Raw genomic sequence first — 24,349 nt, forward strand, 5'->3', positions numbered from 1 at the left:
TCCCTCAGCTGAGGTGATGTGAGTGGATCTCCTCTCACGGCCAGTCAGATTGTGGGAGGATGATAGCCCGTCAGGATGGGTGAGAACGCGCAAGTGAGTAGATGAGCGGAGAATATGGAAACTCGCGAGATCTTTGATGCCGCACCTCTCTCGATTTCTCAGTTCTTGAGCGAGACCGGCCAGGGCCTCTATATTCCGCCTTACCAGAGGGCCTATAGTTGGGAATCCTCAAAGATCAAGAGACTGCTGAGCGACGTCGCGCACGGTCTCGATCAGCTTGACGAGTTCCAAGATTCGATCTGCTTCCTCGGGACGGTTATCGCTCTCCGGGATATGAACTATACGACGGTTGAGCCCATGTTTAGGGCTCAGGTCCCCTCGAAGGTTATGACCATCATTGATGGTCAGCAGAGGATGACCACGCTTCTCCTTCTCACGACCGTCCTCCATGAAGAGATCCGAGTAAGGGCTGAGAAGCTCGATCGTGACGACGCGGAATCCGTATGGTGCTACAACCAGGCTCTGGACTCAACGGGACGCCTTGCGGACTGTTTTGAAGAGGACATGCGTTACGGCGAGCACCGCTACTACCCGCGCCTGATTCGCTCATACTATGACGTATGGTCCAGGAACAAGGGCGAAGCACGATATCGCTCACCTATCGGGTACTACCTGAACTCGTATGGAACATACGGTCGGAGTGAGGATGCCGGTAAGCCGTACAAGCACGAGTCCATCCATGCCGAAAAGGCGGATGGCGTAGACATCGAGGCGTATCGACACCTCGACCGTATGCGCGATCAGATGAGGCTCATGCTGCGGAAGGCCGTGAGCGGTGCCGCCATTAAGGAGGACGACATCATCCTCCCGAGCGGGGCCGAGATAGGAGAGTCCCCCAATCTTCAGCTGGCCTTGTTTAACAGTGAATTCCCGCCAGCGGTCGTCGCGAGACTCGCTGAAGACCTTAAGGTCGCGGCACTTACACGACTCATCGTGTTCGCAAATTACCTCCTGCACCGTGTTACCGTAGCCGTCGTTACTGCCAAGCGCGAAGACTACGGCTTCGATATGTTCGAGGCTCTGAATACCACCGGTCAGCCTCTGACTGCCATCGAGACCTTCAAGCCGCGCGCGATCCAGGCCGAAGGCCTCAACTCCTGGGAGAAGTCGGAGTCGAAGCAGCATTTCGATGTAGTCGAGGCGTACCTGGATCGCGAGGGTAGCTCGTCGGCTGATAAGAGGCAGACGGTCACCAGCAGCATCCTTCTGCCGTTTGCGCTGTTCCAGGATGGAACGAAGCTGACAAAGCGACTCAACGATCAACGCCGCTACCTGCGTGGCGTGTACGACAAGGACGGCGATCTTGCCGCCCAGCGCAAGGTGCTGGCTGGGCTCGCTCAGATTGTCCGCTTCTATGAGGGGCCCTGGGCGAACCCGCCAAAGTTGCCGGCGCTGCATGATGAGGAACTAGCCAAGCAGGCTGGCCTGTCCCTCTCGGCGTTGCGTGATGGCGGGCACGATATCGTAGTGGCTCTCCTGGCGCGGTATTTCGCTGCGCACCGGCTGGCTGCTCCCGAGCACGTTGAGTCAACTGGCCGGGACTTCCTGCTCGCTGCGCGATCCTGTGGCGCCTTCTATGCGCTCTGGCGGGGAGCATTTGGGAGTACGTCCGGTATCGATGCGGTATATCGATCTCTGATGAAGGACTATAAATCCGAGAGCACTGACGTGCGCTTTGGCCGATTCGCGGCCGAGTTGACGGACGTGCCCTCGATCGACGTGCTCCAGGAATATCTGCAGGAGAGGCTTCGCGAACAGGGCATCGTAGTCAAGGAGCAGTGGGTCGCACGTGCGTCCAACACTCCGGTGTACACCGCTTCCAAGCCGCTCACCAGGCTCCTTCTGCTTGCTGCGTCGAGGAACTCGGCGCCGGACAGTTCCGCTCCTGGCCTTGTGGTGCGCGGGAAGAGTGGGCTCCTGGAGACGCTCGACCTTGACCGTTGGGACGATACGGCATACGCGACTATCGAGCATGTCGCGCCGCAGACCCCTCAGGGAAACGGCTCTTGGAGTTCCTCGCTGTATGAAGACCCGGAGACGATCAACAGGCTCGGGAACCTCACCCTCCTGCCGACGGTTGAGAATTCGTCTGTGAGCAACCGATCTTGGAGCCTCAAGAAGATCATGTTCTCTGCCCTCTCGGCCGCTACGGTTGAGGAGGCAGAGAAGCTGCTCGCTGACGCCGAGTCGCAGGGGCTGAGGCTGGGGCGTGGGGCCGAGGACATTGTCCTCAAGGCGCGGCATCTTCCGATGGTTGCGGCGTTGGCGGAGCGGCAGGAGGAGTGGACTGCGGACTTCGTCCAGATCCGCTCGCAGCGACTGAGCACGTTGGCCTGGGGCTCACTCGCGCCTTGGCTGGGTCTCGAGGCATAAGTATCGGAGGGTTCATGCGAGCGGGCTCGGCGCTTTGGCCGCCGAGCCCGCTGGGTGCAGCTAGAGGTAGATCCGGCTACAGGTGACAGACGGAGCAGCCGGCCTCGTCGTCATCTGCGTCGAGCGCGTCCGACAGGACCTCGAGCAGCGGCCGGTTGGGCTTGATTCGCTTGGCGGCTCGCTCGAGGTTGACCTCGTGTTTGGCCTGGATCTCTTCCCGACGTGCTATCAGCTGATGCAGGGACTCACCCTGGGACCAGGTGTAGTCGCGGCCCTGCATGGCGGTGTCCTGGTGTCGGACCTTCTCTTCGTAGGCCACAGCCTTGTCGAAGAGTTCGGGGTGGCGGTCCTTGAGCCCGACCCACTCGTGCTTGCGCTGGAAGAAGCAGAAGTAGCAGCCGGATCGGGTGCGCCACTCGTAGTAGCCGGGCAGACCGGTGCCGGCCTCGTCGAGGATGCGGCCGACGCCCTCGCGGTCGATGCCGTCCTCACGGAACGGGAAGACCGCGGTGATGTTGGGCTTGGTGCTCACGTATCCGAGCCGGTTCTCGTCGGCGCGGATAGCCACGTAGGAGATGACCTCGTCGTCGCCGACCCACTCCTCAAGCGGCTTGATCTTCAAGTTCTTGGTGCACCAGCGCATCTGGGGGCTTGGCAGCGTGCCCTGGTAGACCTCGAGCCAGTGGTCGAAGTCCCGGTCAGTATTCAACCGCGTGATGGGCTTGCCAACGGCGGCTTCGAGCTTGTTGAGGTACTCGTACGTCTCCGGCAGCTCGGCGCCGGTGTCGCAGAAGAAGTACTCCATCTCCGGCACGCGGTCGCGCATGTAGATGGCGAGGGCGGAGGAGTCCTTCCCGCCGGACAGGCCCAGGACGTGCCGGACCCTCTTTACTGGGGCGGTTGTCTCGCTCATGGTCACTCCGTCCTCTCGAGTGCAGTAGTGGCAGCAGGCTCGGTCACGCGCTGGGCGAGGGCCGCAAGCAAGATCCGCGCGCCGTCAGGGCCGAGCATCTTCTCAGCTTGCTCCAGGACACTGACAGCGAGGCTCTCGGCCTCCTGGCGCGACTGTTCTGGGACGTAGATGAGGGTCCGCTGTTCGACGCCGTCCTTGTCAGTCAGGGTGAGCAGTCGAGCTTCAAGGTCTTCATCCTGGGCTGGCGCTTGTTCGCGCTGCTGATAGAGATGGCTGACCCGGTCAAGAGCGGCGGCCATCTCGCGGACCTTGCGCGGGAAAACAGCCGCGTCCTTGTCAGACCAGTCGCCGATGGCTGAGTTCGACAGCCGGACGATCAGCGGGTCAAGCCAGTCCTCATCGGCCAGCATCTCGTTGAGAGCTATGGCGACGAAGCCGCGGAGCTCCAAGCTCAGCGCGACGTCCGCGAAGCCGCGAAGTCGCGCAGCGAGAGCGCGGCGGAGCTCCGGCAGCGAAGCCGGCAGACGGAACTCCCGGCTGACGGTCTCGATCACCTCGGCACGCAGCGCCTTGTCAGCGCCAGAGATCTCATCGGCGGCGTCGGCCAACCGCTGGGCGTAGCCCTTGTTGCTACTGCTGCTGTTCCGGGCGTCAGGACTGATCGGGGACAGCCCGAGCGCTCGCGGAAGGGCGTGGAACAGCAGGTCGTCGGGGTCTTGAGCGATGAGCAGCGCGGATCGCACAGCGATCGCATCGTCACCGATCCGCCGCGTCCGACGGGCATAGGGGGTGAGGACCATCACCCGCTCCAGCAATGCCCGGGTCACTGCGAGCAGAGCCGGGTTGCGCAGCGCCTGCGAGCGAGGCGTCTCAACCTTCAGAGCCACCGAGAGATTCTTCACGATGGTTTGGCGAAGACCATCCCCGAGGGGAGTGGACTTCACTGAGAACCTCTTGGGTGCCTTCAGCATGCGCTCGACGATGTCGGGTGTGAGCCGAGGAAGGTAGGAGCCCTCCTCGAAGAGCGCGACATCCTGGCTGCGCACGATGAGTGCCGTAACGACCAGCAGCGGCACGACACCAGACTTCACGCCGTAGGGCGGCAGCATCAGCGTGCGCCAGATCTCGTCCAGATCCGTGCGGTTCGAAGCCCCTGTCAGGGCCGTCTCCAGCGCCTCCCAGACGGCATGAGTGTACGGACTATCTGCACCCGGACGGGAGAAGCCGTAGGGGAGCAGTGAGTCAGAGTCAGCGTCGGTGTGGCTCGCGGTGTTCTCCCGGTGCAGCCCCATGTACTCCAGCGCACCGCTGTACATGGCACGTTCAGCGGGGTAACCCTTGATGCCCAGGTGGCGGTTTCCGGACTGGAGCAGCATGGCGGTCAGCAGCTCGCGACGGGCCTTCGCACCTTGGCTAGTCAGTTCATGCCGGCCGAGCATCTCGTTGCGAATGCGCGGGGATGCCGAGAACACCCGATCACAGGCGATCGAGGCCAGCGCGCTGAGGCTACGGCCCTCGATAACTTCGCCATCGCCGTCCCCGGTCGAGATCCCCGAGCACCACAGCCGCCAGGTGACCTGCGGGGTCGGGGGGTAGAACGCCGCGTTGAGCAGCTCCAGCAGTTCCCCCTTGGCTTCGGTGGCGCGCTCCTTGACCTCGCGCTGAGCCACGGAGTCGAGGCTCTTGTCCAAGAGCAGCTCCTGGAGGGCCACGAAGTAGGTCGCAGCGCGCAGAACCTCAGCCGGGTCCTCCGTCACGCCGAGGACAACGGGTACGGAGGAGTCCACCACCGGGCGGTCCGCGAGGGTGCCCAGATGGAAGACAATCAGACCGTTCGCATGGTCTGTCAGCGCATCAGGGCCCTTGATGTGCCCGGTCTCAGGGCCTGTGACGCTGGTGGAGAAGAGGCGAAGCATTCCGGTGACCTGGCTGTGTCGACCAGCAGCCACGGCATTGGGAAGATGCTCACCGAGTTTGTGGACGACGGAGTGCCGGTCCAGGTGATCTGTGATCTCCTTGACGCGCCCATCGATGTCGACGTCTGTCCCGCGCCATACTCGGTACTCGCCGTTGAAGTGGCGGTGAACGAGGAAGCCCCGGGTCACCAGATCCTGCAGTTGACCTTCGAGGGCTGCAAATGCCTTCGCGTCGGCTGCGTCGGACGGCTCGTGCAGCGCGAAGTAGACCATAGCGGCGGAGGCGCGCAGGGCGCCGTCCGAGTCGATCAGGTTCAACATACCGACGGTGCGCAGCACCGTCTGGTCCGAGGTGGAGAGGCCGTTGGCTTCGCTGACCCGTGATTCGATCTCGATCCAGCGGCTCGCATTACTAGAGGCAAGCAGCGAGGTGCGCCCGGACTCGAGGAAGAAGTCATAGAGCTGCGGAAGTTGGATCGTGCTGGCCCGCCGAGGCTTCTCGGAGGAGTGCAACTCGAGCGAGCGTCGTACCGTGTTCGGCTCGTCGTTGTTGAGGAAGCCCGACAGACTCCGATCGTGTTGCCCGATCTGTGCTGCGAGGAACGGGGCGGCGATCGCGGTAAGCGGGTGCAGCGGGTAGAGGTCAGTGAAGTCCTGCGCCTTGAGGTCCACCACGACGTTCAGCCCGTGCTCGTTCCAGGCGACCTCAGCAGCCTGAGCCTGCGCCTCGACCAGCTTCAGGCCCGAGCTGGAGACACCCGAGTGCTCCAGCTGGCGACGCATCAGCTGGACGGCATCGCTGAGGTTCGGAGCGAAGGTGACGTCTTCGAATCGGCCCTGGATCTTGGCCCACTCGCGGGTCTGCAGATCGGTCGAGCGCGCGGCGTAGTCCATGAACGACATGTGCTGAAGGGTCATCATGAACAGCGGGAAGCCCTGCTGGCCGGCGCTGCGCTCGGCAAGCTCCTGCAGTAGGAATAGGTCGTCCCGGGCGCTGGCAAACTCGCTGTTGCGGACCAGATGTTCGAGCGTCTTGCCGAACTCGTCGATGACTAGCAGGATCGGCTGCTGCGCACAGAGCGCAGCCACGCTGTCCAGGATGTCCTTGGGTGTGGCGGTGGCCGGATCGGCACACGCGGCCAGGACTGTCGCGACTGCCTTCGGCGGCCGGCTCTTCCAACGACGCTTAACCGCGGTGGTCAGGGCCCGCGAGAGGGTGGCCACTAGCGGTTCACGGCGTGCGGTAGCGACCGCTCCAAGGAACCCGTTTGGCGCGAGCTCATCACGGTGCGACGAGAGGCGCTGTACGAGGCTGGTGCTCGTCTCGCCCAGGACCGACTCTGCCTCGGCCCGGCGCTCGGCATCGTGCCCGAGGAGAGCATCGATCAAGTTGGCAAGAGTGGACTTGCCCGAGCCATACGGGCCGGTGAAGGACCACGAACGCGTGCGCTGGAGGTCACCAAGAGCACTGGTGACCCGGTCGAGTACGTCAACAGCCCGCGCCCCGACATAGGGCGCGTGCAACGCGCCCTGGACGTCGCGCTCCAGATGGGTAGAGCGCATCTGCGAGCCGACCAGGGCGATGCCCTTCGGGAACTGGGGCGTGGCAGGGCTCTTGCGGTCGCCGCGCGGCCGCGTGGGGGTCGCGGTGGTCACTCGTTCTCCTCGGTCAGGGCGAGCTGCGGCTCGACGAAGTCCTGCTGCTTGAGCTCGCGCTTCTCAGCCTCGGCGAGCTTCGGGTACTTCTGTGACCACTCGTCCCTGGTAGGGAAGCCTGGCCGGTTGCGGACACCGTCGTACTGCTCGTCGAGGACATCCCAAGCCAGCTCGAAGGGGTCGGTGGCGAACGCCAGGCTGCGCTGGCCAACCGCCTCCACGATCTGAAGGCCAGGGCGCGAACCGACAACCTTCTCCAGAGCCGCGGCGATGTCTGGTTCACGGACGCGGAACGCGCGCCCGGGGGAGCCGGGCTCGTTCGCAAGGCGCGCCAGGGAGATAGAGCCTGTGGTGCGCGTGGACCGAGCCGCATAGTCAAGGCAGGCGTAAGCCAGAATCCGGGGGGGCAAGGAAGTGCGCGCGCCGCTGGTGAATTCCCACTCGGCCTTGCGCTGCTGGCCTCCACTCTGGACCTGGTCGAGGAGGCCCAGCTCCCGGAACGGCCCGGCGAGCAGGTCCTCGAATGATCCCGGCGAGTTACCGCTGGATCGCTTGGCGGGGCCGTACATCTGGGTAATGCAGGTGACATCCTTCGCGATCGACGCTTCGACCGGTCCCTCAGGGAAGGAGAGGTTCACATACCGCACGATCAGCTGCGTCAGATCCTGGGCAGTAAAGCGGGCGAAGGGTGTGAGATGAAAGGCGACGTACCACGCGGGCGCCCAGCTCTTGGCACCCGGCCGCGAGCACAACAGCCACCAATGCAGCAGCCAGAGACTGCCGGTCTCTTCGAGGTAGGGGTCCGCGCCGTCTTCATCCAGCAGCCACCGCGCCTCCCACGTCGGGTAGGACAGCATGGCCCGAGAGCTGGCCTCCTCGCCGTAGGTCTCTCGGGTCAGCTTGAAGGCCCGCGACCAGTAGCGCATGGAGTACACCATGTTCTTGCCGACACCGAGAAGCACCGGGGCATCTTCGGCAAGGAACGTCTCCGGGTTCTCCTTCACCTGCATGTACGCCTTATGCAGCCACCCGAAGCGCGGCGCAAAGGTCTCATGGCGCGCGAAGGACGAGTGGGCGGCTTCCGCGAGCCGGCTGTCTGACATGCGAGGTTCTCTCCGAGTCGGTGCTGGGCTTCGATGATCTACGGATGTTGTTTCTTGTGGTTCAGCTCGGTGCTGCCATGGCGGACCGCACATGCCGTACGGCCTGGATGGTGCGGGCAGCCGCCCGCTCGATGTCGGCCGTGGTGGTGGCGTACCCAAGGGAGAACCGCACCGTGGCGTCGGCCTCTTCCCTGCTGCGTCCCATCGCAAGGAGCACGTGGCTGGGCGTGGGGGCGCCGGACGAGCACGCGCTGCCCTCAGAGGCAGCGACATCCGGCATCGCGGCGAGCACCGCATCCGCTGGCGCACCGCGGAAGGTGATGCTGGTCACGCCCGGAAGCCGCTGCCCGATCGCACCGTTGACCCGACAATCGACTACCTGCTCAACGAGCGTGGCCTCGAGCGCGTTACGTAGCTGCTCGATGCGCCCAATCTCGTTGGCAAGACCTAGGCGGGCAGCTTCCGCAGCTGCGCCTGCAGCGGAGATGCCAGGAACGTTAAGTGTGCCGGCCCGCCAACCGCGCTCCTGACCGCCACCGAAGATCAGTGGACGGTACGGAAACGGCGCACCTCGTCGTACGAACAGGGCCCCCACGCCTTGAGGCCCGCCGAACTTGTGCGCTGATAGTGACAGCAGGTCAATGTCAGTTGCCTCAAGGTCAATCGGCAGCCGCCCGACCATTTGCGTCGCGTCGGTGTGGACAAGGGCTCCAGCCTCGTGCGCCGCCTTCGCGATAGGGCCCAGATCGGTCAGCACACCGGTCTCATTGTTCGCGGCCATCAGCGAGACGATCGAAACCGACCCGGTCGCCAGAGCCAGATGCAGCCCGTCCAGATCCACCAGGCCGTCCTCGTCCACCGAAAGTAGGACCAGAGAGGCAGGCGAGCCGGCGGTCAATGCCTTGGCTGTTTCCAGCACCGCGGGATGCTCAAGCGGGCTAGTCACCAGCGTTCCACCATCACTGAATGCTGCGCGCAGTGCGAGGTTGTTGGCCTCGGTCGCGCCAGAGGTGAAGACGATCTCGCCAGGGGAGCAGTTCAGCAGGTCAGATATCTGACGGCGCGCCAGATCAACGCGGTGAGCGGCGTCACGTCCGGGGCCATGCGTGCTCGAGGCGTTACCGACCGTGCGCATCGCATCGAGGGCGGCCTCCAATGCCTCGGGGCGTGTCGGGGTCGTGGCGTTGTAGTCGAGGTATGCCAGACCGGGGTCGGGTGACCGCCCTGCCATAGTTCGCCCCACTCTGCTCGGTTATGGACGTCAATCTTCGGCTGGTGGAAGCTCGCGTCGGCCTCGACAGCTTCCACCAGTAGTACACCGAGATCCTAGCCGCGCGGCGGGGCTCGCGTGACGATGGCGCGGGGTCCTGCAGTCTCGAGCGGTAGACCTAGCTCGACCATGGGAACAGATGTTCCCATGGTCGTTGGCTGATTTCCACTGGGCAACCGCGTTGCAAAACATGGGAGTTCAGGTCTTTTGAGTGGCTTCGTCACATGCGAGCTTTATGTTGATCGTCAATATCCGAGAGTGCCCTTCGCGTGTCAGTGCGGAGGGCTAGGGTTTGATCACACGTTGCGCACAGTCCACGCAACGTGACTCAGGCGTGAGCGCACGTGGTCAGGGTCGAGGGGTTCCAGGTTGCCAGTCGCGGGGATGCACACTGCTCATGTGGTCGCAGCGCTGCGAGGCCAGCGGTGATCGGATCCCCAGGTATCTCCTTTCAGTCCGTCCTCGGCACGGCCCCTCTGCCCTACGTGCGCAGGCTCCTGGGTGAGCATGCATGCGAGCTGCTGGACCTGCTGCATGACGGATCCGGGGCCGAGGAGACGCTGCGAACGGTCGCAGCAACAGCTGTGTCGCCAGAACGCTTGATCGCAGACCCCACGGAGCGACAGGACTTCCTTCAGCTGCTTCCGGACGAGAAGCAAGAGGAACTTGCAGTCCGACTGGGGCGTGGGGAGAACGTCACGGCGGGTGGCTACCTCGGTGCCGTCGAGTGGACGGCGGAGCAGCGGCGAACACTCCTCGGATTCCTCGGACTGGTCGTCGACCGCGCTCCGGAGGTCCCGGTCGCGTTCCGCAGTTCCACCGCGCCGGCATACGGAATGTTTCAGCACCAGCGTCTCGCGGCCAGCAAAGTGCGCCGCCTCCTCTACTCCGGCGAGCGCAAGGCAGTACTGCACCTTCCTACCGGCGTTGGCAAGACCCGGACCGGCATGAACCTCATCTGTGATCACCTTCGCCAGAACGAACCGTCCGTCGTGGTGTGGCTTGCCCGGGGCCGCGAGCTGTTGGAGCAGGCAGCAGGGGAGTTCGAGCGCGCATGGGAGAGCCTTGGGAACCGCAAGGTCGACGTAGTCCGTATGTGGGGAGATGCCCCGACCGATCTGGACGGGCTCACTGACGGCATCGTGGTACTGGGCCTCGATAAGGCCACGGCCGCGAACAAGGCCGACCCGACCTTTCTCGACCGTCTCGCGATCCGCGCAACCCTCACTGTGTTCGACGAGGCACATCAGGCAATCGCGCCGACCTACCGTCGCGTCGTGGACGCGCTCACCCTGAGAAACGACGCAAGCCTGCTGGGCCTGACTGCCACCCCCGGGCGGACCTGGGCGAACGTCTCCGAAGACGAGAAGCTCTCCGACTTCTTCGCCCGGCAGAAGGTCATGCTGGAACTCGAAGGCTATGACAATCCGGTCACGGCGCTCATCGACCAAGGCTATCTGGCTCGTCCGGCCTTCCGGACTGTTGCCGCGGACTCGGGGCTGAAGCTCAGCGCCCGTGACAAGCAGGCGCTGGCGGCCTCGTTCGATATCCCCGACAGCCTGCTGGCGCGATTCGGCGACAACGTGCAGTGGAACCTGCAAGTCGTCCGTACCGTCCTCGATTTGGGCAAGCAGCACAGAAGGATCCTGCTGTTCGCCGGCTCGGTTCAACACAGCCGGCTCCTTACCGCCATCCTGAGCGTCTTCGGCCTCGATGCTGACCAGGTGACCGCGGAGTCCTCAACCCGCCACCGTGACCGGGCGATTGCCCGCTTCAAGAGCCCAGCCTCCCGGCCGATGGTCTTGTCCAACTACGGAGTGCTCACCACCGGCTTCGACGCTCCTGCGGCGAGCGCGGCCGTCATCGCCCGACCCACCCGCTCCCTGGTCCTCTACAGCCAGATGGTCGGGCGAGTTATCCGCGGCCCCAAGGCTGGCGGCACCCCAACCTGCGACATTGTCACGGTTACCGACCCTGCCCTTCCCGGCTTCGGAGATGTGGCGGAAGCATTCACCAACTGGGAAGACGTATGGAAGGCCGCCCCATGAGTTCCAAGTACTCGATCGTGACGCCCGACCTCACCGTCACGGCGCTTCAAGCCAGCGGCTACAAGTCCACGGCGCACGCCATCGCCGAGCTAATCGACAACTCCATTGAGGAGGACGCAGAACTCGTCGAGCTGTTCGCCCTGGAGGCCCTCGACAGGCCTGGTCAGAAGGCCCGACACCGCGTCGAGAAAATCGCAGTGCTGGACAACGGAAACGGCATGGACCCCGAAACGCTCCGGCACTCGCTACGTATCGGTGCCGGCACCCGCCAAAGCCGTAAGGGGATCGGACGCTTCGGCGTAGGCCTGCCCAATTCCAGCATCTCTCAGTGCAACCGGGTCGATGTCTGGTCCTGGACCAACGGGCCGGACAACGCCCTGCACACCTACCTTGACCTCAACGAGATTGCTCAGGGGCTCGACGAGGTTCCCGAACCCAAGCACGACCCGATCCCGGACGAGTGGCATCTGCTCTCCGAGGGTCTTGGCCACACCGGAACGCTTGTCCAGTGGAGTGACCTTGAGCGTGTGCAGTGGCGCGGCGCCGAGACCACGCTCGCCAACACGGAAGCCTTGATCGGGCGCATCTACCGACGCATGATCGCCCAAGGACGGCGCATCAAGCTCGTCCCCGCCCGCGGCTTTGCCCCGCTCTCTGGAGCCCGCGACGCCAGGGCCAACGACCCGCTCTACCTGATGACTCCGAGCTCCACCCCAGCCCCCTTCGACAAGAAGCCCATGTTCCGCCCGGCCGGCGGAGGGAGCACTGGAGAGATAGGCGTCGAACGGTTCATGGTGCGAGCCAGGGACGGCAAGGAGTACCCCGTCTTCGTCCGTTCCTCCGTTGCCGTGGATGCCGCACGCCGCCCCGACATCGAGGGTTCCGCGTGGCCCACCAACGTCTCGTCGAGCGCCAACCCTGGCGACACGCCCTGGGGCAGGCACGCGGGCAAGAACCTGGGTATCTCGCTGATCCGCGCGGACCGCGAGCTCGACCTCGATACCGGTTGGGTGAACTCCTACGACCCCACTGAGCGCTGGTGGGGAATCGAGATCGACTTCCCTCCGGCCCTCGACGAGGTGTTCGGGGTCACCAACAACAAGCAGGCCGCCGACAATTTCTCCAACCTGGCGAACTTCAGGTGGAAAGAAGAGGCTGCCGGGCTTTCATGGGAGGAGTTCCGCGAGCAACTCCGCGAAGAGGGCAATCCGCGCCTCCCGCTGATTGAGATCGTCTATCACATCCGTGAGAAGCTCATCGGTAAGCTCCGAGCGGACCTAGAGGTCCAGACACAGGGCACAAGGACGAGTCGTAAGCGACACGAGGACGTGGAAACGAAGGTAGAGGAAGCCGTCAAACGTCGCAGCCAGGAGACACAACCGACTCTCACAGCCAAGCTGTTCGAGGAGACCACGCCGGAAGAGAGCGAGCAGATCCAGCTCGAGAGCCTGGTCCAAACGCACCGCTACACACCGGTCGACGCCCAGCGCATCATCGAAGAGACGATGTCGCAGGGCAAGCACGTGCGCCTCCTGACGAGCCGCAGCCCGGAATCGCCGTCGTTTTTCAACGTTGAGTACATCCCCGGTGTCCTCCAGGTGGCCCTGAACATGGACCATGCGGTCTACGACCACCTGATCGCTGTGCTCGACGGGGACATCGAAGGCGCAACCCGCGAGCAACTCGCCGAGCGACTCGCCAGCGCGGCCAGCGCCTTCAAGCTGCTGCTCTTCTCGTGGGCACGCTTCGAGGACGAGCAGCCCGAAGTCCCCCGCAAGCGCGCGAAGCAGATGCGGCAGGACTGGGGACGGATCGCCAGCGAGTTCCTCGGCGCCAGTGATGAGGACGAGGAGTGACCCAGGACCATGTCTGGCGCCAGATCGAGCAACTGCTTTCCAGCGCCGGGGAGAAGGTCGTTCTGGTTGCACCGTTCATCAAGAAGGAGGTATTCCAGGCGGCTCTTGCTGCCATCCCTGCTTGTGTTCGGGACATCACGTGCGTCACACGCTGGTCGGTGGCCGAGGTAGCAGCTGGCGTTTCCGATCCCGAGATTGCGGAGCTTGCCGCAGCCGACGGACGCGTCACCATCTCGCTGTGCCACAACCTGCATGCGAAGCTGTACTCGGCTGATGACCGATGCATGGTCGGATCCGCCAACCTCACGGGGAAGGCCACCGGTCGTGTTCCCGCCCCGAACATCGAGCTTCTCCTGGAGATCCCGATGGATCACCCAGAGGTACAGCGGATGTTCACCGCGATCGATGCCACTGCGGTACCCGGGACGGTAGACCTCGCGCGAAAGATCCGCGAGCAAGCGGACTTGCTGCAGGCAGACGAAGACCGCCCCCGTGTGTTGGTTGCAGGGCAGGACGAGCAGCTCGAAGACTGGGTGCCAGAGACGAGGAACCCTGAGCGGCTCTACCGCGTGTACAACGGGCGGCATCGCAATGTAGGCAGTGACGTCCTGGCTGGCGTACTCCGTGACCTGGCTTGCCTGGATATCGCGCCGGGGCTTGAGGAGCGAGCTTTTGGCGCGGCAGTTCTGATCCGTCTTCGGGCAATGCCTGAAGTCCGTCGGCTGGTTGAGGCCGGCCGACTGAACATGGATGACTTGCAACGCGAGCTCTTGGTCGGCGGGGAGCGCTCGACAGAGCAGGCTAAGAGAGCAGCCGAGACCGTCGCGGAGTGGCTTCGGTACTTCGACGAGGTCCACCTGGTCCCCGTCGGGCCTTGGGAGATCAGGCAGGGCAGAGAGCTCAGCTGACTGCCGCACTGGCCGGTAGCTCCCAGCAGCAGGGGGTTGCGCGTAGACCTGTTGATGCGACCTCCCGATGCTGACGGCCCGCCAGCGCGAGCTGGCCTCGGAGCGCTATCTTTGGGGAGCCTCCACCTGGTGAGGCTCTTTAGCGATCGGCACTGACGCTGGGCAGGTAGAGGGAATGGCAGCAGGACGGATCCCGTATCTGCTTGGCCACGGCGAGATCGCCATGCTCTACGAGGTGAAGAATCAGACCTCTCAGGCGTGGAAGACCCGCGGGGTGCTCGGGGAGCCCGATGTGCTTGCGTCTGGGAATCCGTATTGGTTGCTGGGCACCGTTCTTGATCGCCTGGGCGCTGCTGGGCGGGCGGTCTCTGCGGAGAGACTCGCAGAATACGAGGCGAGTATCCCTGATGGCTACCAAGCCGATGAGCCTTCTCAACTGCCAATTATCGTAGGTATCAAGGAGGTGGCTCGACTCCTTGATGTGACACCCCTGACGGTGGGCCGGTGGCGAGACCGCGGACGTATTGCTGACGAGGATCTGAACCTGTCCAAGTCTCCGTTGTGGCTGCTTGACACGATCCTGGCTGACGCCACGCGACGTGAGCGAGACGTCGTAGCCGGCGAAGTTGAACGTCTCCGCGAGGGGGAGCGGGAGCCCCAGAGGCCGCGCGGGCGACGGGGTGCCCCGCCGTCAGATCAGCCGGAGACATAGGGCGTATCCGCCTGAGTCTCACTACGGCGAGGCGACGAGCTTGCTTGCCCCGACACGGCGAGGGCCACCCGCCAGTGTGAACCGTGCGACGGGGCCGCCGTGCCTGTGCAGGTGGACAAGCGCCTGCTGGGCGCGGTTGATTTTACGGGAGTGTGGCGCCCCCCGTTCAGCTGGCCGCAGATGCGCAGCAATCACATCAAGTCAGGTCATATGTAGAGCTTTTGATGCTACGTGAGTTAATCCTATGACCCCAGCGCAGTACTTGCTTTGGGTGCTCGAGGTGGATGTCTGCCGGGGTGTTCGCATGCCACGGGTGAGATAAACACTTGACGGCCAGGTGGGTCATCAATAGATTATCTCAGGCTTGGTTCGCCTGACTCAGGGAGCTTCAATGCCTCATGGCCGAAACGAATCCATCTTGTCCGCGTGCGTCGGCACGTGGTCGCCTCGCGACTGCGGAGCAGGAGGCTCCGCATGAAGGTCATCTCATACGGTGGTGGTGTCCAGTCCACCGCCTTGCTCGTCCTTGCGGCGCAGGGGCACATTGACTTCCGGACGTTCCTGTTCGCGAACGTCGGTGATGACAGTGAGCACCCTGCAACCCTCGCCTACATCGCCGAACATGCAGCGGCGTATGCCGCTCGCGCAGGCATCGACCTTGTCCAGCTCCACCGCACGCGGCGAGATGGCTCAACGGAGACCCTCTGGCAGCGACTGACCAAGCCGGACGTGAGGTCGATACCGATCCCCGTGCGCATGGCCAACGGGGCGCCTGGGCGCCGTTCCTGCACCGCTGACTTCAAGATTAAGGTAGTCGGTCGGTGGCTTCGTAATCACGGAGCCACTGCCCTCGAGCCGGCCACCGTAGGCATAGGCATCTCGCTTGACGAGATACATCGTGCGAACAAGCGCCGTCGTGAGGATCACGAGGTGATCGAGTATCCCCTACTTGACCTGGGGCTCCGTCGGACCGACTGCATCCAGATCATCGAGGATGCAGGACTTCCCGTGCCACCCAAGAGCTCGTGCTTCTTCTGCCCATTCCGCACCGTCGGGGCGTGGAGGGAGCAGCGGCGAGAAGAACCTCAACTCTTCGCCAAGTCCGTCTACCTGGAGAGGGTCATCAACGACCGGCGGGCGGCGATTGGTCGTGATGCCGCGTACCTCACGAGATATGGACGTCCGCTTGAGGAAGCCATCACTGGTGCCGCCAGCGCGGGACCATCATCCGGTGAGGGGGATGGCAGCTGCGACTCGGGGTGGTGCATGACCTGACCAACCGAGTGCCCGCCTCAGGCCGAGTATGGCTGTGTCGGCAACGGGTGAATTTCAGCCGTTGCCGACAGGCTGCGGGCCAATCGATGCCCGATTCTGCCGGAGCGACTCGAACGCGGCGGGTTCCGCCGCTGGAGCCATGCTGTGCGGGACTTGGGGTGCGGCTACGAGGAGAGAACCCGCTCATGACCACTGGAGCGGCCGAGTGCCTCGGCGACAGCGCTTCACCTACCCAGGCAGCCGCCGCACCGTCACCCAGCTGCTCCACACGCCGGCCAACGGAGCACCCCGCCCGGATTTCGACGCCCTGCGCCAGGCGCTCGACAGGGAGTAGGACGGTACCGAACCCCAGCCACAACGCGGCCCGCTCAGTGACCCCTGCGATCCTGAAGCGGGCCGCTGTGCTGCGCGGACCCGAAATAAGCGGACTGTGCGTCAGCCACGGTCGGTTGCGAGGCGCTTGAAGTGCATCATCAGAGCGGCGGTGTTGGTCAGATCCGGCAGTACCACGTCGGCGCCAGCGCCGCGAAGTTCTGCGGCGGAGTTGACCCCGGTGGCGACCGCGACGATCTGAGCCATGCACGGCCTGGGCCATCCGGCGTCCGCCAAAGCCCTGCCGCACCTCCAGAAGGACGCGGGGGCTGGACTGGTGCGACAGCTACGCTACGAGCTTCGACGCGGTCTGGAACGCCGCTCGCGCGTGGACAGACGAAGCAGAGGGGGCCCACTCTCATGCCTGCCAGGACTGAGTACTACGACGATCCGGCCGCTCCGGAAGCCAACTCGCTCGTGCCCGCCAGCAACCTCCTCGTCGAGGACGACACCGGCGCCATCCTCCTGCAACGCAGGCGTGACACCGGCCAGTGGGCACTGCCAGGCGGCAAGCAGGACATCGGAGAGTCGGCCGCCGCCTGCGCCATCCGCGAGTGCCTGGAGGAGACCGGCATCGTCGCCGAGATTACTGGCCTCCTCGGGGTCTACTCCAACCCGGCGCACATCGTGGCGTACAGCAGCAACGGTGAGATCCGCCAGCAGTTCGAGGTCGCCTACATCGGCCGGCCCACCGGCGGTACCCCCACGATCAACGACGAGGCCGACGGCGTGCGCTGGGTCCACCCCCGCGACCTGGACGACTACGACATCCACCCGAGCATGCGCCAGCAGATCGGCGACTACCTCAGCGGCAAGTACCCCTACCTGGGCTGAACCCCCGCTGCGGCGACGCGCTCTTCTGTGCGAGCCCCCGCGACGTGTATCCCAGCCGCGGCACGCCGGATGAACCGCCCTACGAGGCTGTTGTCGTTGCCGTACCGGCCGACGATTTCCGCGACCCGCTGCCGCGAGCTGGTCGGCTCCCCGTCGGGCGTCGTGGCCATGTCGCAGTAGACCAACGCGTCCGTCAGCACCTGGTCCTCCGGCAGCGGGAACTCCATCTCCAGGAGGGGCCGGAGCCCGCGCTCCTCAGCCTCCAGCAGTGCGAACGAGTGGTTGCCGACCAGACGGATCAGGCGCCAGCCCGCGCCGTGGGAGTCGCGAAGGAATCGGGCACGGTTTCGTGTGGCTGTTGAGGTGCCGTGGTCTGCTGACATCCTTGCGTCCATGGACACAGATCTGGACCCGAACCTGGACGCGCGACAACCTCATATCGGTGACGCGTGGGGCCGTGTCCTGGCCCGCTGTTGGGATGCTGGCGCCGCTCCGTGGTCGGGGGTGGAGGTGATCGAGCGCGACGACGGCATGATCGAAGCCCATGACGCGTCGCGGTACTTCGCCGAGCCGCAGGATTGGTCGGAGCTGGAGCGCTGGGGCTGGGAACAGGCTGCCGGCCGGATCCTGGACGTGGGGTGCGGCGGTGGGCGACACGCTGTCCCGTGGTTGGCTCTGGGCCGTGAGGTAGTGGGGTTGGAGCCGTCGCCCGAGGCGGTGCGCGTCTCGCGTGAGCGAGGGGTTGAGGCGGTGATCGGCTCGGTGCCGACCCTGCCTGAGGGGCTCGGGGTGTTCGACACGATCGCCCTGTTCGGCAACAACCTCGGCCTCCTGGGCGGCCCGGCACAGGCGCCCGAGGTCCTGGCGGCGCTCGCCTCGGTGGCCCGTCCCGGCGCACGGCTGATCGGCAAGGGCATGGACCCCGTCGAGGGCGGCGGCGCCCACGCCGAGTACCACGCCTGGAACCTCCGCCGCGGGCGGGCCCGCGGGCAGCTGCGCATCCGGGTGCGGGACCGCGCGACGACGACGCCGTGGTTCGACTATTGGCTCGCTTCGCCGGACGAAATCGCCGCCGTCGTCGCCGAGTCGGTGTGGACCCTGGAGGCCCTGGAGCGCGACCCGGCCAGCCCCGGCTACATCGCCTGCCTGCGCTACTGAATACCTGTGCCTGGACGCAGGTCCAGTGGTGGGTGGGCACGATCGGTGCTCACCCACCACTGGGTTGGGTCAAGGGTGACTACCGCTGCGCGACCGCCCGCTCGACCTGAGCGATCGCCTCGTTGATCGCGAGCGGGTTACTGCCGCCGCCCTGCGCCACGTCATCCTTGCCACCGCCACCGCCACCGAGAGCCTTGGCAGCCGTCCGCACCAGCTCGCCCGCCTTTACGCCCCGCTCGCGGGCAGCCTCGTTGGTGGCCACGACAACGAGCGGCCGGTTGTTCGACACGGCGAACACCGCCACTACGGCCGGCCCACGGCCGGTAATCCGGCTGCGAACATCCAGAACGAGCTTGCGCAGGTCGTCCGCAGAGGGGTCGTCCGAAACGCGAGCCAGGACCACCGCGACGCCGTTGATGTCCTTGGCCTCTTCAGCAAGGCCCGCCGCGGCCTCGAGGACCTTCTGAGCGCGGAACCGGTCAATCTCCCGCTCGGCCTCCTTGAGCTTGAGCAGGACGCCGGAGATACGCTCCGGAAGCTCCTCCGGGCGGGCGTTGACGATCTCGGAGAGCTGGGAGACCACAGTGTGCTCGCGGGCCAGGAAGTTGTAGGCGTCCACACCCACCAGCGCTTCGACACGGCGCACGCCCGAGCCGATCGACGACTCGCCGAGGAGCTTGACCAGGCCAAGCTGAGCTGTGTTGCCGACGTGCGTCCCGCCGCACAGCTCCTTCGAGAAGTCGCCGATGGTGACCACGCGCACCTCGGAGCCGTACTTCTCGCCGAACTCGGCGATCGCACCCTGCTTGCGGGCCTCGTCCATGCTCATGACCTCCGCGCGCACGTCGAGCTCGCGGGCAAGGACCTCGTTGATCTTCTGCTCGACATCGAGGAGGACCGTGCCTGGCACCGCAGTGGGGGAGCCGAAGTCGAAGCGGAAGCGACCAGGGGCGTTCTCCGAACCTGCCTGGGCGGCGGTCGGGCCGAGCGCGTCGCGCAGCGCCTGGTGGGTGAGGTGGGTGGCGCTGTGGGCGCGCGCGATGGCTCGGCGCCGGACAAGGTCGATCTGGGCGAACGCGTTGGCGCCGAGCGTCACCTCGCCGACCTTCACAATGCCCTCGTGAACGCTGACGCCGGGTACCGGCTGCTGGACGTCGCGGACCTCGATGATGGCGCCAGTCTCAAGCCTGATCCTGCCAGTGTCGGCGAGCTGGCCGCCGCCCTCAGCGTAGAACGGAGTTCGGTCAAGGATGACCTCGACCTCATCGCCCTCGTGCGCGGCAGGGGACGGGACGCCGTCGACCAGCAGGCCGAGGATGGTTGCCTCGCCCTCGTTGGCCGTGTATCCGGTGAACGTGGTTCGGCCGGCGGAGTCAGCGACCTGTCGGTATGCGGACAGGTCAGCGTGGCCCATCTTCTTGGCCTTAGCGTCTGCCTTGGCCCGGTCGCGCTGCTCCTTCATGAGGCGGCGGAAGCCTTCCTCATCTACCGACAGGCCCTGCTCGGCTGCCATCTCCAGGGTCAGGTCGATCGGGAAGCCGTACGTGTCGTGGAGTTGGAATGCCTTCCCACCCGGCAGCTTCGAGTTGCCGGCGGACTTGCTCTCCTCGACAGCCATATCGAAGATCTTCATGCCACTGGTGAGCGTGCTGAGGAAGGTGTTCTCCTCGGCCTGCATGATCGTCGAGATCCGCTGGAAGCCCTTGGCCAGTTCGGGATACGACGGAGTCATCATGTCGCGGACAACGGTGGCGAATTCTCCCAGCACCGGTTCCTTGACCCCGAGCAGCCGCGTGGACCGAACGATGCGGCGGAGCAGCCGGCGCAGTACGTAGCCCCGGGCCTCATTGCCAGGTGTGACGCCGTCGGCGATCAGCATGACCCCGCTGCGAGCGTGGTCGGCGATGATGCGAAACAGGACGTCAGCCTCGTGGGAGGAGCCGTACTTACGGCCGATGAGCTCCTCCGCCTTGGTGATCACAGGGCGCAGAAGGTCGGTCTCGTAGACGTTCGGGACGTCCTGCAGCACGACGGACGTGCGCTCCAGGCCCATGCCGGTATCGATGTTCCTGGCCGGCAGCGAGCCGAGGATCGGGAAGGCACCCTTGCCGGTGCCAGCGCCTCGTTCGCTCTCCATGAAGACGAGGTTCCAGATTTCCAGGAAGCGTTCGGTGTCGACGGCCGGACCGCCGTCCGGGCCGAATGCGGGTCCCCGGTCGTAGAAGATCTCCGAGCACGGACCGCACGGACCGGGCACGCCCATTGACCAGAAATTGTGCTCCATGCCGAGCCGCTGAATGCGCTCCAAAGGCAGGCCCGCAATTTTCTGCCAAAGCCGGACGGCCTCGTCGTCCTCTTCGTATACGGTGACCCAAATGCGATTGGGATCCAATCCGAGACCGCCGTCGGACTGCGATGTAGTGACTAGATCCCAGGCCCAGGTGATGGCCTCTTCTCGGAAGTAATCCCCGAAAGAGAAGTTGCCTGCCATTTGGAAGAAGGTGTTGTAGCGAGTGGCCTTGCCAACCTCATCGATATCGCCGGTGCGGACACACTTCTGGACGCTCGTGACCCGCGAGCTGAGGGGTGTTACTTCCCCCAGAAAATAAGGCTTGAAGGGCACCATTCCCGCATTGACGAACAGCAAGTTCGGGTCGTCGAGGATGAGGGGTGCGCTAGGGACGAATACGTGCCCGCGGGCCGTGAAGTAGTTCTGGAAACGCTGGCTGAGCTCGTGGGTCTGCACGGTCAATTACCTCGAAACGGTGTTCGGCGCAACCGCGGCGCGGCGGCGAGGCCTTGTCTGGTCGGGCGTGGTCTCTTGACGGCAAGCAGCACGATAGGGACCGGCCCCGATGTCGCGAACAGCACCTCACAGACTACCGCGCGCGACCTGTCGCCTGTCTCCCCAATTGCCTGACCTGCCGACGGGGCCTCCGTGCTGGCGTCAGCCCGCTGATGGCGGCGCCTGCATCCGTCGAGCAATGCCGCCCACCATAAAGTTGATCATGGAAGGGTGAATCGATCATACGGACGCCTGACCTGCTCATATGTGTCCGATATGGACAGCATCGAGCTGCACCTGCTTCTTCGTGCCGCGCCGGTCGCCAGCTCGCCGCGGCTTGGTGAGGTCGGCCCTGACCGGCTCGTTGGCCTGGCGGGCGGACCTGGTCCAGCACAGCGGTGACGTGAGATCCCATGCATGAACGGGCTCCCAGTGCCCGCCTTGCCGCTCGAAGGACTGGGCCGAGGCTGACGACGCGCTCGTCGCAGCTGACCCTTTCAGTTAATGATCTTTGTGTCCTGAGCTGAGCGATCTTGGCAGCAAACCAGTGACTACAAGCGATTTCTGGCCAGATATTCGCCGTATCCCGAGCACGGTGCCACAAGTCCTGTCATCTTTGAAGGCCAGGTCCTAACAGCTCCGGAGTTGACCGCCCTGCGTCGGCTCCCCGAGGGCGATGCTCTGAGAGCAGAGGAGTCCACATGCTTCCGGCAAGGCCGCGCATTCGTTCCGAGGCGAAGGGAGACGAGTACCCGGTCTCGCGCTTTCAGGAGCGCCAAGTCCTCCTCGAACGACAGGAGAGGAAGGAGGGCAGGCCCCGTGCGGACAATCTCTACCTGGCCTACAGGGTGAGCGGGCACCTTGACGAGCAGATCATGCGGCGCAGCCTGGACGTCATAACGCGACGGCACGAGCCGCTGCGGACCGTCTTTCCCCCGGAGGGACACGAGCCCCCCTTGGCTCGTGTCCTCGCCCAGTCCGCGACCCAGTTGGTCGTCGGGTCGTCATTGCCGGCGGAAGGAAAAGTTGAAGCGGTCGAGGAGGCCGCGCTGAGAAGCTGTCTCGCCACTCCGTTCGACATCCAGAGTGGACCCGTCTTCCGTGCCTCACTGGTACCGATCGGCCGCGACCAGCAACTTCTGATGCTGTGCCTGGACCATATCGTCGCGGATGGCGTGGGCTCACTGAACATCCTTGGGCGCGAGCTGGCCGCCGTCTACTGCGCTCTGGCGTCGGGAGGAGAGCCGGCTCTGCCCCCACTGCCTTTCGAGTACAGCGACTTCGCTGTCACACATCGCTCCTGGCTGACAGAGGGCGTGCGCTCGGAGATCCTCGGTCACTGGAAAGCCCGCCTCCCCCCGCGTGTCCCAGAACCGCCCTTGGACCTTCCGCCGTTGCTCCCAGGTAGCGAGCGGGCACTCGGTCGGACCGGCGTGGTAGAGCGTGCCGTACCCGGAGGCCTGTTCTTGCGTCTCCCTGAGCTGCGCGCACGTTTTCGAGCCACGACCTTTGTCGTCTTCTACACCGCCCTGCTCGCGGCGCTACGCGTGCACTCTGACCACGAGACGGTTGGGGCGATGTTCCCGATCGACTTTCGCAGCGGCTACCGCGCTCAGCCACTCATCGGAAGATTCTCCAACCTGTCCGTCCTGTGGATGCCCGTCGCTCGCACCCGACGGCTGGACGAATTGCTTCTCGAGGTACGGACTCGCACCCACTCTGCAATGCAGCACGCGGACCTGCCCTTTGGTGAGATCGTCCGCGAGCTGTACCCCGACTGGTACGGCAACATCGACACCCCGCCCTACGTGTTCTTCGGTGTCCAGTCGGCCAGTCCCCAGGCATGGCGGACCGCTGATCTGACGGCGCAGCCCGTGCAGATCGCCCCAGTGCTCAGGTCGCAGCTGCACCCCGGGGTCAAGGTTCAGGTGCACGCCGGCCCTGAGGCCGTCAGTCTCTCCTGCCAGTACGCGGTAGAGGCGTACCACCACGATGCGATGGCGGGCCTGTTGGACGCCATGGTGCGGTCCGTGGAGTTGCTGGCGGAGCGGCCCGAGGCGTCCGTCGCCGACCTCGCTGCCCTGCTCTCTGCCTGATCACTGCGTTCGGAGGGCCTCTCGGAGTGTGATGAGGTCGACCTTGCGGGAATGCAGCAGTTCTTCGAGGAACGTCTCGCGGTCCTTGCCGAGCTGTGCGCCCGGCAGAGCAAGCCCCAACCGCCGGGCCAGGGCAGCGTTCACGTTCCGTCCAACCTCTTCGACGACGGTGCGGGTGCACCTTGCCAAGTCCACGCGTGGAGGGACAAGCGCTGCCCAGGAGTCGAAGGAGTGCTGGACAATCTCTTCGAGGGGCGCTCCGATGGCCGGCTGTTCAAGGGCCGCGAGCTGTCCGAGACGACGTAGGACGTGCCCCTTTCCCTTGTTGGCGGGAGTCAGACCCGCCCCCGCCAGCAAGGTCATCGTCCGCAAGAAGTCGACGAGGCGGTACTCGCCGGTGAGGGCGATTCGTAGCGGACCGATGAGAGAGAAGTAGGAGTCTGCTTCGTTGGCTGCCCAGACGATGCGTTCGAAGCCGAACCCGAAGTCGATGATGGTTCGGACCGGGGCCTGCTCCTCGATGGCGTACAGGAAGATCGCCTCACCGAGCTCGAAGCCGAAGTACATGACGTTGACTGTCCGGAACGCCATGCCACCGCGCTGCTTGGCCTGAGGCTCCAGGACCAGGACGACACCGTCCGCGTCGAGACCCAGGGCGAGCAAGACCGCGATCCATCCCTCCAAGTGCCGTAGGTAGTCGCTCATCGACCCGTTGGCCTGCTCCGTGCACAGGTTCACGAACGAGCTGGAGATGCCCTCCTGCAGCCCGACCTTGTGTAGTGACTTCAGCCGAATGCAGGGCTGCGCGACCAGGAAGGACCCCTGCTTCACGGGGCCCCCGTGGTGCAGTTCATCGTCGAAGAGTTGCACACCGGCGATCACGAAGAAGGTGTCTCCCCCGGTCGGCACCAGGTCAGTGATGGTGTTCTCCTCGAACCCGCGTGCATGAAACTCCCTTCGCATGGTGGCGAGCACGTCCAACGCCGGCTGGTGCTTCACGCCCCCGCGCCTGCC

General features: G+C 64.7%; 16 protein-coding genes and 1 pseudogene. 9 read left to right on the forward strand and 8 right to left on the reverse strand.

Features of this window, described 5'->3' with window-relative positions; translation table 11 throughout:
• Positions 1-114: 114 nt before the first annotated feature.
• Positions 115-2,433 (forward strand): DUF262 domain-containing HNH endonuclease family protein, encoded by a 2,319-nt coding sequence (locus P3T35_RS02180; protein WP_101381115.1) that lies wholly within the window; start codon positions 115-117, stop codon positions 2,431-2,433.
• Positions 2,434-2,509: 76 nt separating this feature from the next.
• Here the strand turns inward: P3T35_RS02180 and P3T35_RS02185 are convergent, their stop codons facing one another.
• From P3T35_RS02185 to P3T35_RS02200, 4 genes are all read right to left on the reverse strand, one after another.
• Complete coding sequence (locus P3T35_RS02185) at positions 2,510-3,346, reverse strand: phosphoadenosine phosphosulfate reductase family protein (protein ID WP_101381116.1); 837 nt, start codon at positions 3,344-3,346, stop codon at positions 2,510-2,512.
• Positions 3,347-3,348: 2 nt separating this feature from the next.
• Positions 3,349-6,918: a hypothetical protein gene (locus P3T35_RS02190; RefSeq protein ID WP_101381117.1), complete on the reverse strand. Its 3,570-nt coding sequence runs from the start codon at positions 6,916-6,918 to the stop codon at positions 3,349-3,351.
• Positions 6,915-8,021: a DUF4007 family protein gene (locus P3T35_RS02195; protein ID WP_101381118.1), complete on the reverse strand. Its 1,107-nt coding sequence runs from the start codon at positions 8,019-8,021 to the stop codon at positions 6,915-6,917. Before P3T35_RS02195 ends, P3T35_RS02190 begins: the two co-directional genes overlap by 4 nt.
• A gap of 61 nt (positions 8,022-8,082) precedes the next feature.
• A complete protein-coding gene (locus P3T35_RS02200; protein WP_280703981.1) occupies positions 8,083-9,177 on the reverse strand; it encodes a cysteine desulfurase family protein in 1,095 nt (364 codons plus the stop codon).
• Positions 9,178-9,776: 599 nt separating this feature from the next.
• Between P3T35_RS02200 and P3T35_RS02205 the strand changes: the two genes are divergently transcribed.
• The 5 genes from P3T35_RS02205 to P3T35_RS02225 all read left to right on the forward strand — a co-directional run bounded on the left by P3T35_RS02205 (position 9,777) and on the right by P3T35_RS02225 (position 16,424).
• Complete coding sequence (locus P3T35_RS02205) at positions 9,777-11,339, forward strand: DEAD/DEAH box helicase family protein (protein WP_280703982.1); 1,563 nt, start codon at positions 9,777-9,779, stop codon at positions 11,337-11,339.
• Positions 11,336-13,195: an ATP-binding protein gene (locus tag P3T35_RS02210; RefSeq protein WP_101385110.1), complete on the forward strand. Its 1,860-nt coding sequence runs from the start codon at positions 11,336-11,338 to the stop codon at positions 13,193-13,195. Before P3T35_RS02205 ends, P3T35_RS02210 begins: the two co-directional genes overlap by 4 nt.
• Entirely contained in the window at positions 13,192-14,103 is a 912-nt protein-coding gene (locus P3T35_RS02215; protein WP_101381121.1) for a phospholipase D family protein, read from the forward strand. The genes P3T35_RS02210 and P3T35_RS02215 overlap by 4 nt, the downstream gene beginning before the upstream one ends.
• Before the next feature lie 1,186 nt (positions 14,104-15,289).
• Positions 15,290-16,090: a phosphoadenosine phosphosulfate reductase gene (locus P3T35_RS02220; protein WP_101381122.1), complete on the forward strand. Its 801-nt coding sequence runs from the start codon at positions 15,290-15,292 to the stop codon at positions 16,088-16,090.
• A 205-nt stretch (positions 16,091-16,295) separates the two neighbouring features.
• Positions 16,296-16,424, forward strand: coding sequence for a hypothetical protein (locus tag P3T35_RS02225; RefSeq protein ID WP_280703983.1), 129 nt, complete (start codon positions 16,296-16,298; stop codon positions 16,422-16,424).
• Between the two features lie 101 nt (positions 16,425-16,525).
• On the opposite strand, the pseudogene P3T35_RS02230 reads toward P3T35_RS02225, so the two are convergent.
• Positions 16,526-16,657 (reverse strand): annotated as a pseudogene (locus P3T35_RS02230) (haloacid dehalogenase); the annotation flags it as partial.
• A gap of 165 nt (positions 16,658-16,822) precedes the next feature.
• On the opposite strand from P3T35_RS02230, the gene P3T35_RS02235 reads away from it, so the two are divergent.
• Positions 16,823-17,296 carry an NUDIX domain-containing protein gene (locus P3T35_RS02235; RefSeq protein WP_101381123.1) on the forward strand — a complete coding sequence of 158 codons (474 nt, stop codon included), beginning with the start codon at positions 16,823-16,825 and terminating at the stop codon, positions 17,294-17,296.
• On the opposite strand, the gene P3T35_RS02240 is transcribed toward P3T35_RS02235, so the two are convergent.
• The gene (locus P3T35_RS02240) at positions 17,284-17,679 is read right to left on the reverse strand and encodes a metal-dependent phosphohydrolase (RefSeq protein ID WP_348533391.1); all 396 of its coding nucleotides are present in this window, start codon (positions 17,677-17,679) and stop codon (positions 17,284-17,286) included. The genes P3T35_RS02235 and P3T35_RS02240 overlap by 13 nt on opposite strands.
• A 10-nt stretch (positions 17,680-17,689) precedes the next feature.
• Here P3T35_RS02240 and P3T35_RS02245 point away from each other — a divergent pair, with 10 nt between their 5' ends.
• Complete coding sequence (locus P3T35_RS02245; RefSeq protein WP_101381125.1) at positions 17,690-18,454, forward strand: class I SAM-dependent methyltransferase; 765 nt, start codon at positions 17,690-17,692, stop codon at positions 18,452-18,454.
• 79 nt (positions 18,455-18,533) lie between these two features.
• On the opposite strand, the gene alaS is transcribed toward P3T35_RS02245, so the two are convergent.
• Positions 18,534-21,200 carry an alanine--tRNA ligase gene (alaS, locus tag P3T35_RS02250; RefSeq protein WP_101381126.1) on the reverse strand — a complete coding sequence of 889 codons (2,667 nt, stop codon included), beginning with the start codon at positions 21,198-21,200 and terminating at the stop codon, positions 18,534-18,536.
• Between the two features lie 740 nt (positions 21,201-21,940).
• Between alaS and P3T35_RS02255 the strand changes: the two genes are divergently transcribed.
• Positions 21,941-23,335, forward strand: coding sequence for a condensation domain-containing protein (locus tag P3T35_RS02255; RefSeq protein WP_101381127.1), 1,395 nt, complete (start codon positions 21,941-21,943; stop codon positions 23,333-23,335).
• On the opposite strand, the gene P3T35_RS02260 is transcribed toward P3T35_RS02255, so the two are convergent.
• Positions 23,336-24,334 carry a hypothetical protein gene (locus P3T35_RS02260; RefSeq protein WP_143676846.1) on the reverse strand — a complete coding sequence of 333 codons (999 nt, stop codon included), beginning with the start codon at positions 24,332-24,334 and terminating at the stop codon, positions 23,336-23,338.
• Between the last annotated feature and the right edge of the window lie 15 nt (positions 24,335-24,349).

The sequence above is a fragment of the Kitasatospora sp. GP30 genome (genome assembly GCF_029892145.1).
GTDB lineage: Bacteria > Actinomycetota > Actinomycetes > Streptomycetales > Streptomycetaceae > Kitasatospora > Kitasatospora acidiphila.

Coding starts and splice junctions, on each gene's coding strand:
- P3T35_RS02180 (WP_101381115.1), top strand. CDS start 115: ATGGAAACTCGCGAGATCTTTGATGCCGCACCTCTCTCGATTTCTCAG.
- P3T35_RS02185 (WP_101381116.1), bottom strand. CDS start 3,346: ATGAGCGAGACAACCGCCCCAGTAAAGAGGGTCCGGCACGTCCTGGGC.
- P3T35_RS02195 (WP_101381118.1), bottom strand. CDS start 8,021: ATGTCAGACAGCCGGCTCGCGGAAGCCGCCCACTCGTCCTTCGCGCGC.
- P3T35_RS02210 (WP_101385110.1), top strand. CDS start 11,336: ATGAGTTCCAAGTACTCGATCGTGACGCCCGACCTCACCGTCACGGCG.
- P3T35_RS02220 (WP_101381122.1), top strand. CDS start 15,290: ATGAAGGTCATCTCATACGGTGGTGGTGTCCAGTCCACCGCCTTGCTC.
- P3T35_RS02235 (WP_101381123.1), top strand. CDS start 16,823: ATGCCTGCCAGGACTGAGTACTACGACGATCCGGCCGCTCCGGAAGCC.
- P3T35_RS02240 (WP_348533391.1), bottom strand. CDS start 17,679: ATGTCAGCAGACCACGGCACCTCAACAGCCACACGAAACCGTGCCCGA.
- P3T35_RS02245 (WP_101381125.1), top strand. CDS start 17,690: ATGGACACAGATCTGGACCCGAACCTGGACGCGCGACAACCTCATATC.
- P3T35_RS02255 (WP_101381127.1), top strand. CDS start 21,941: ATGCTTCCGGCAAGGCCGCGCATTCGTTCCGAGGCGAAGGGAGACGAG.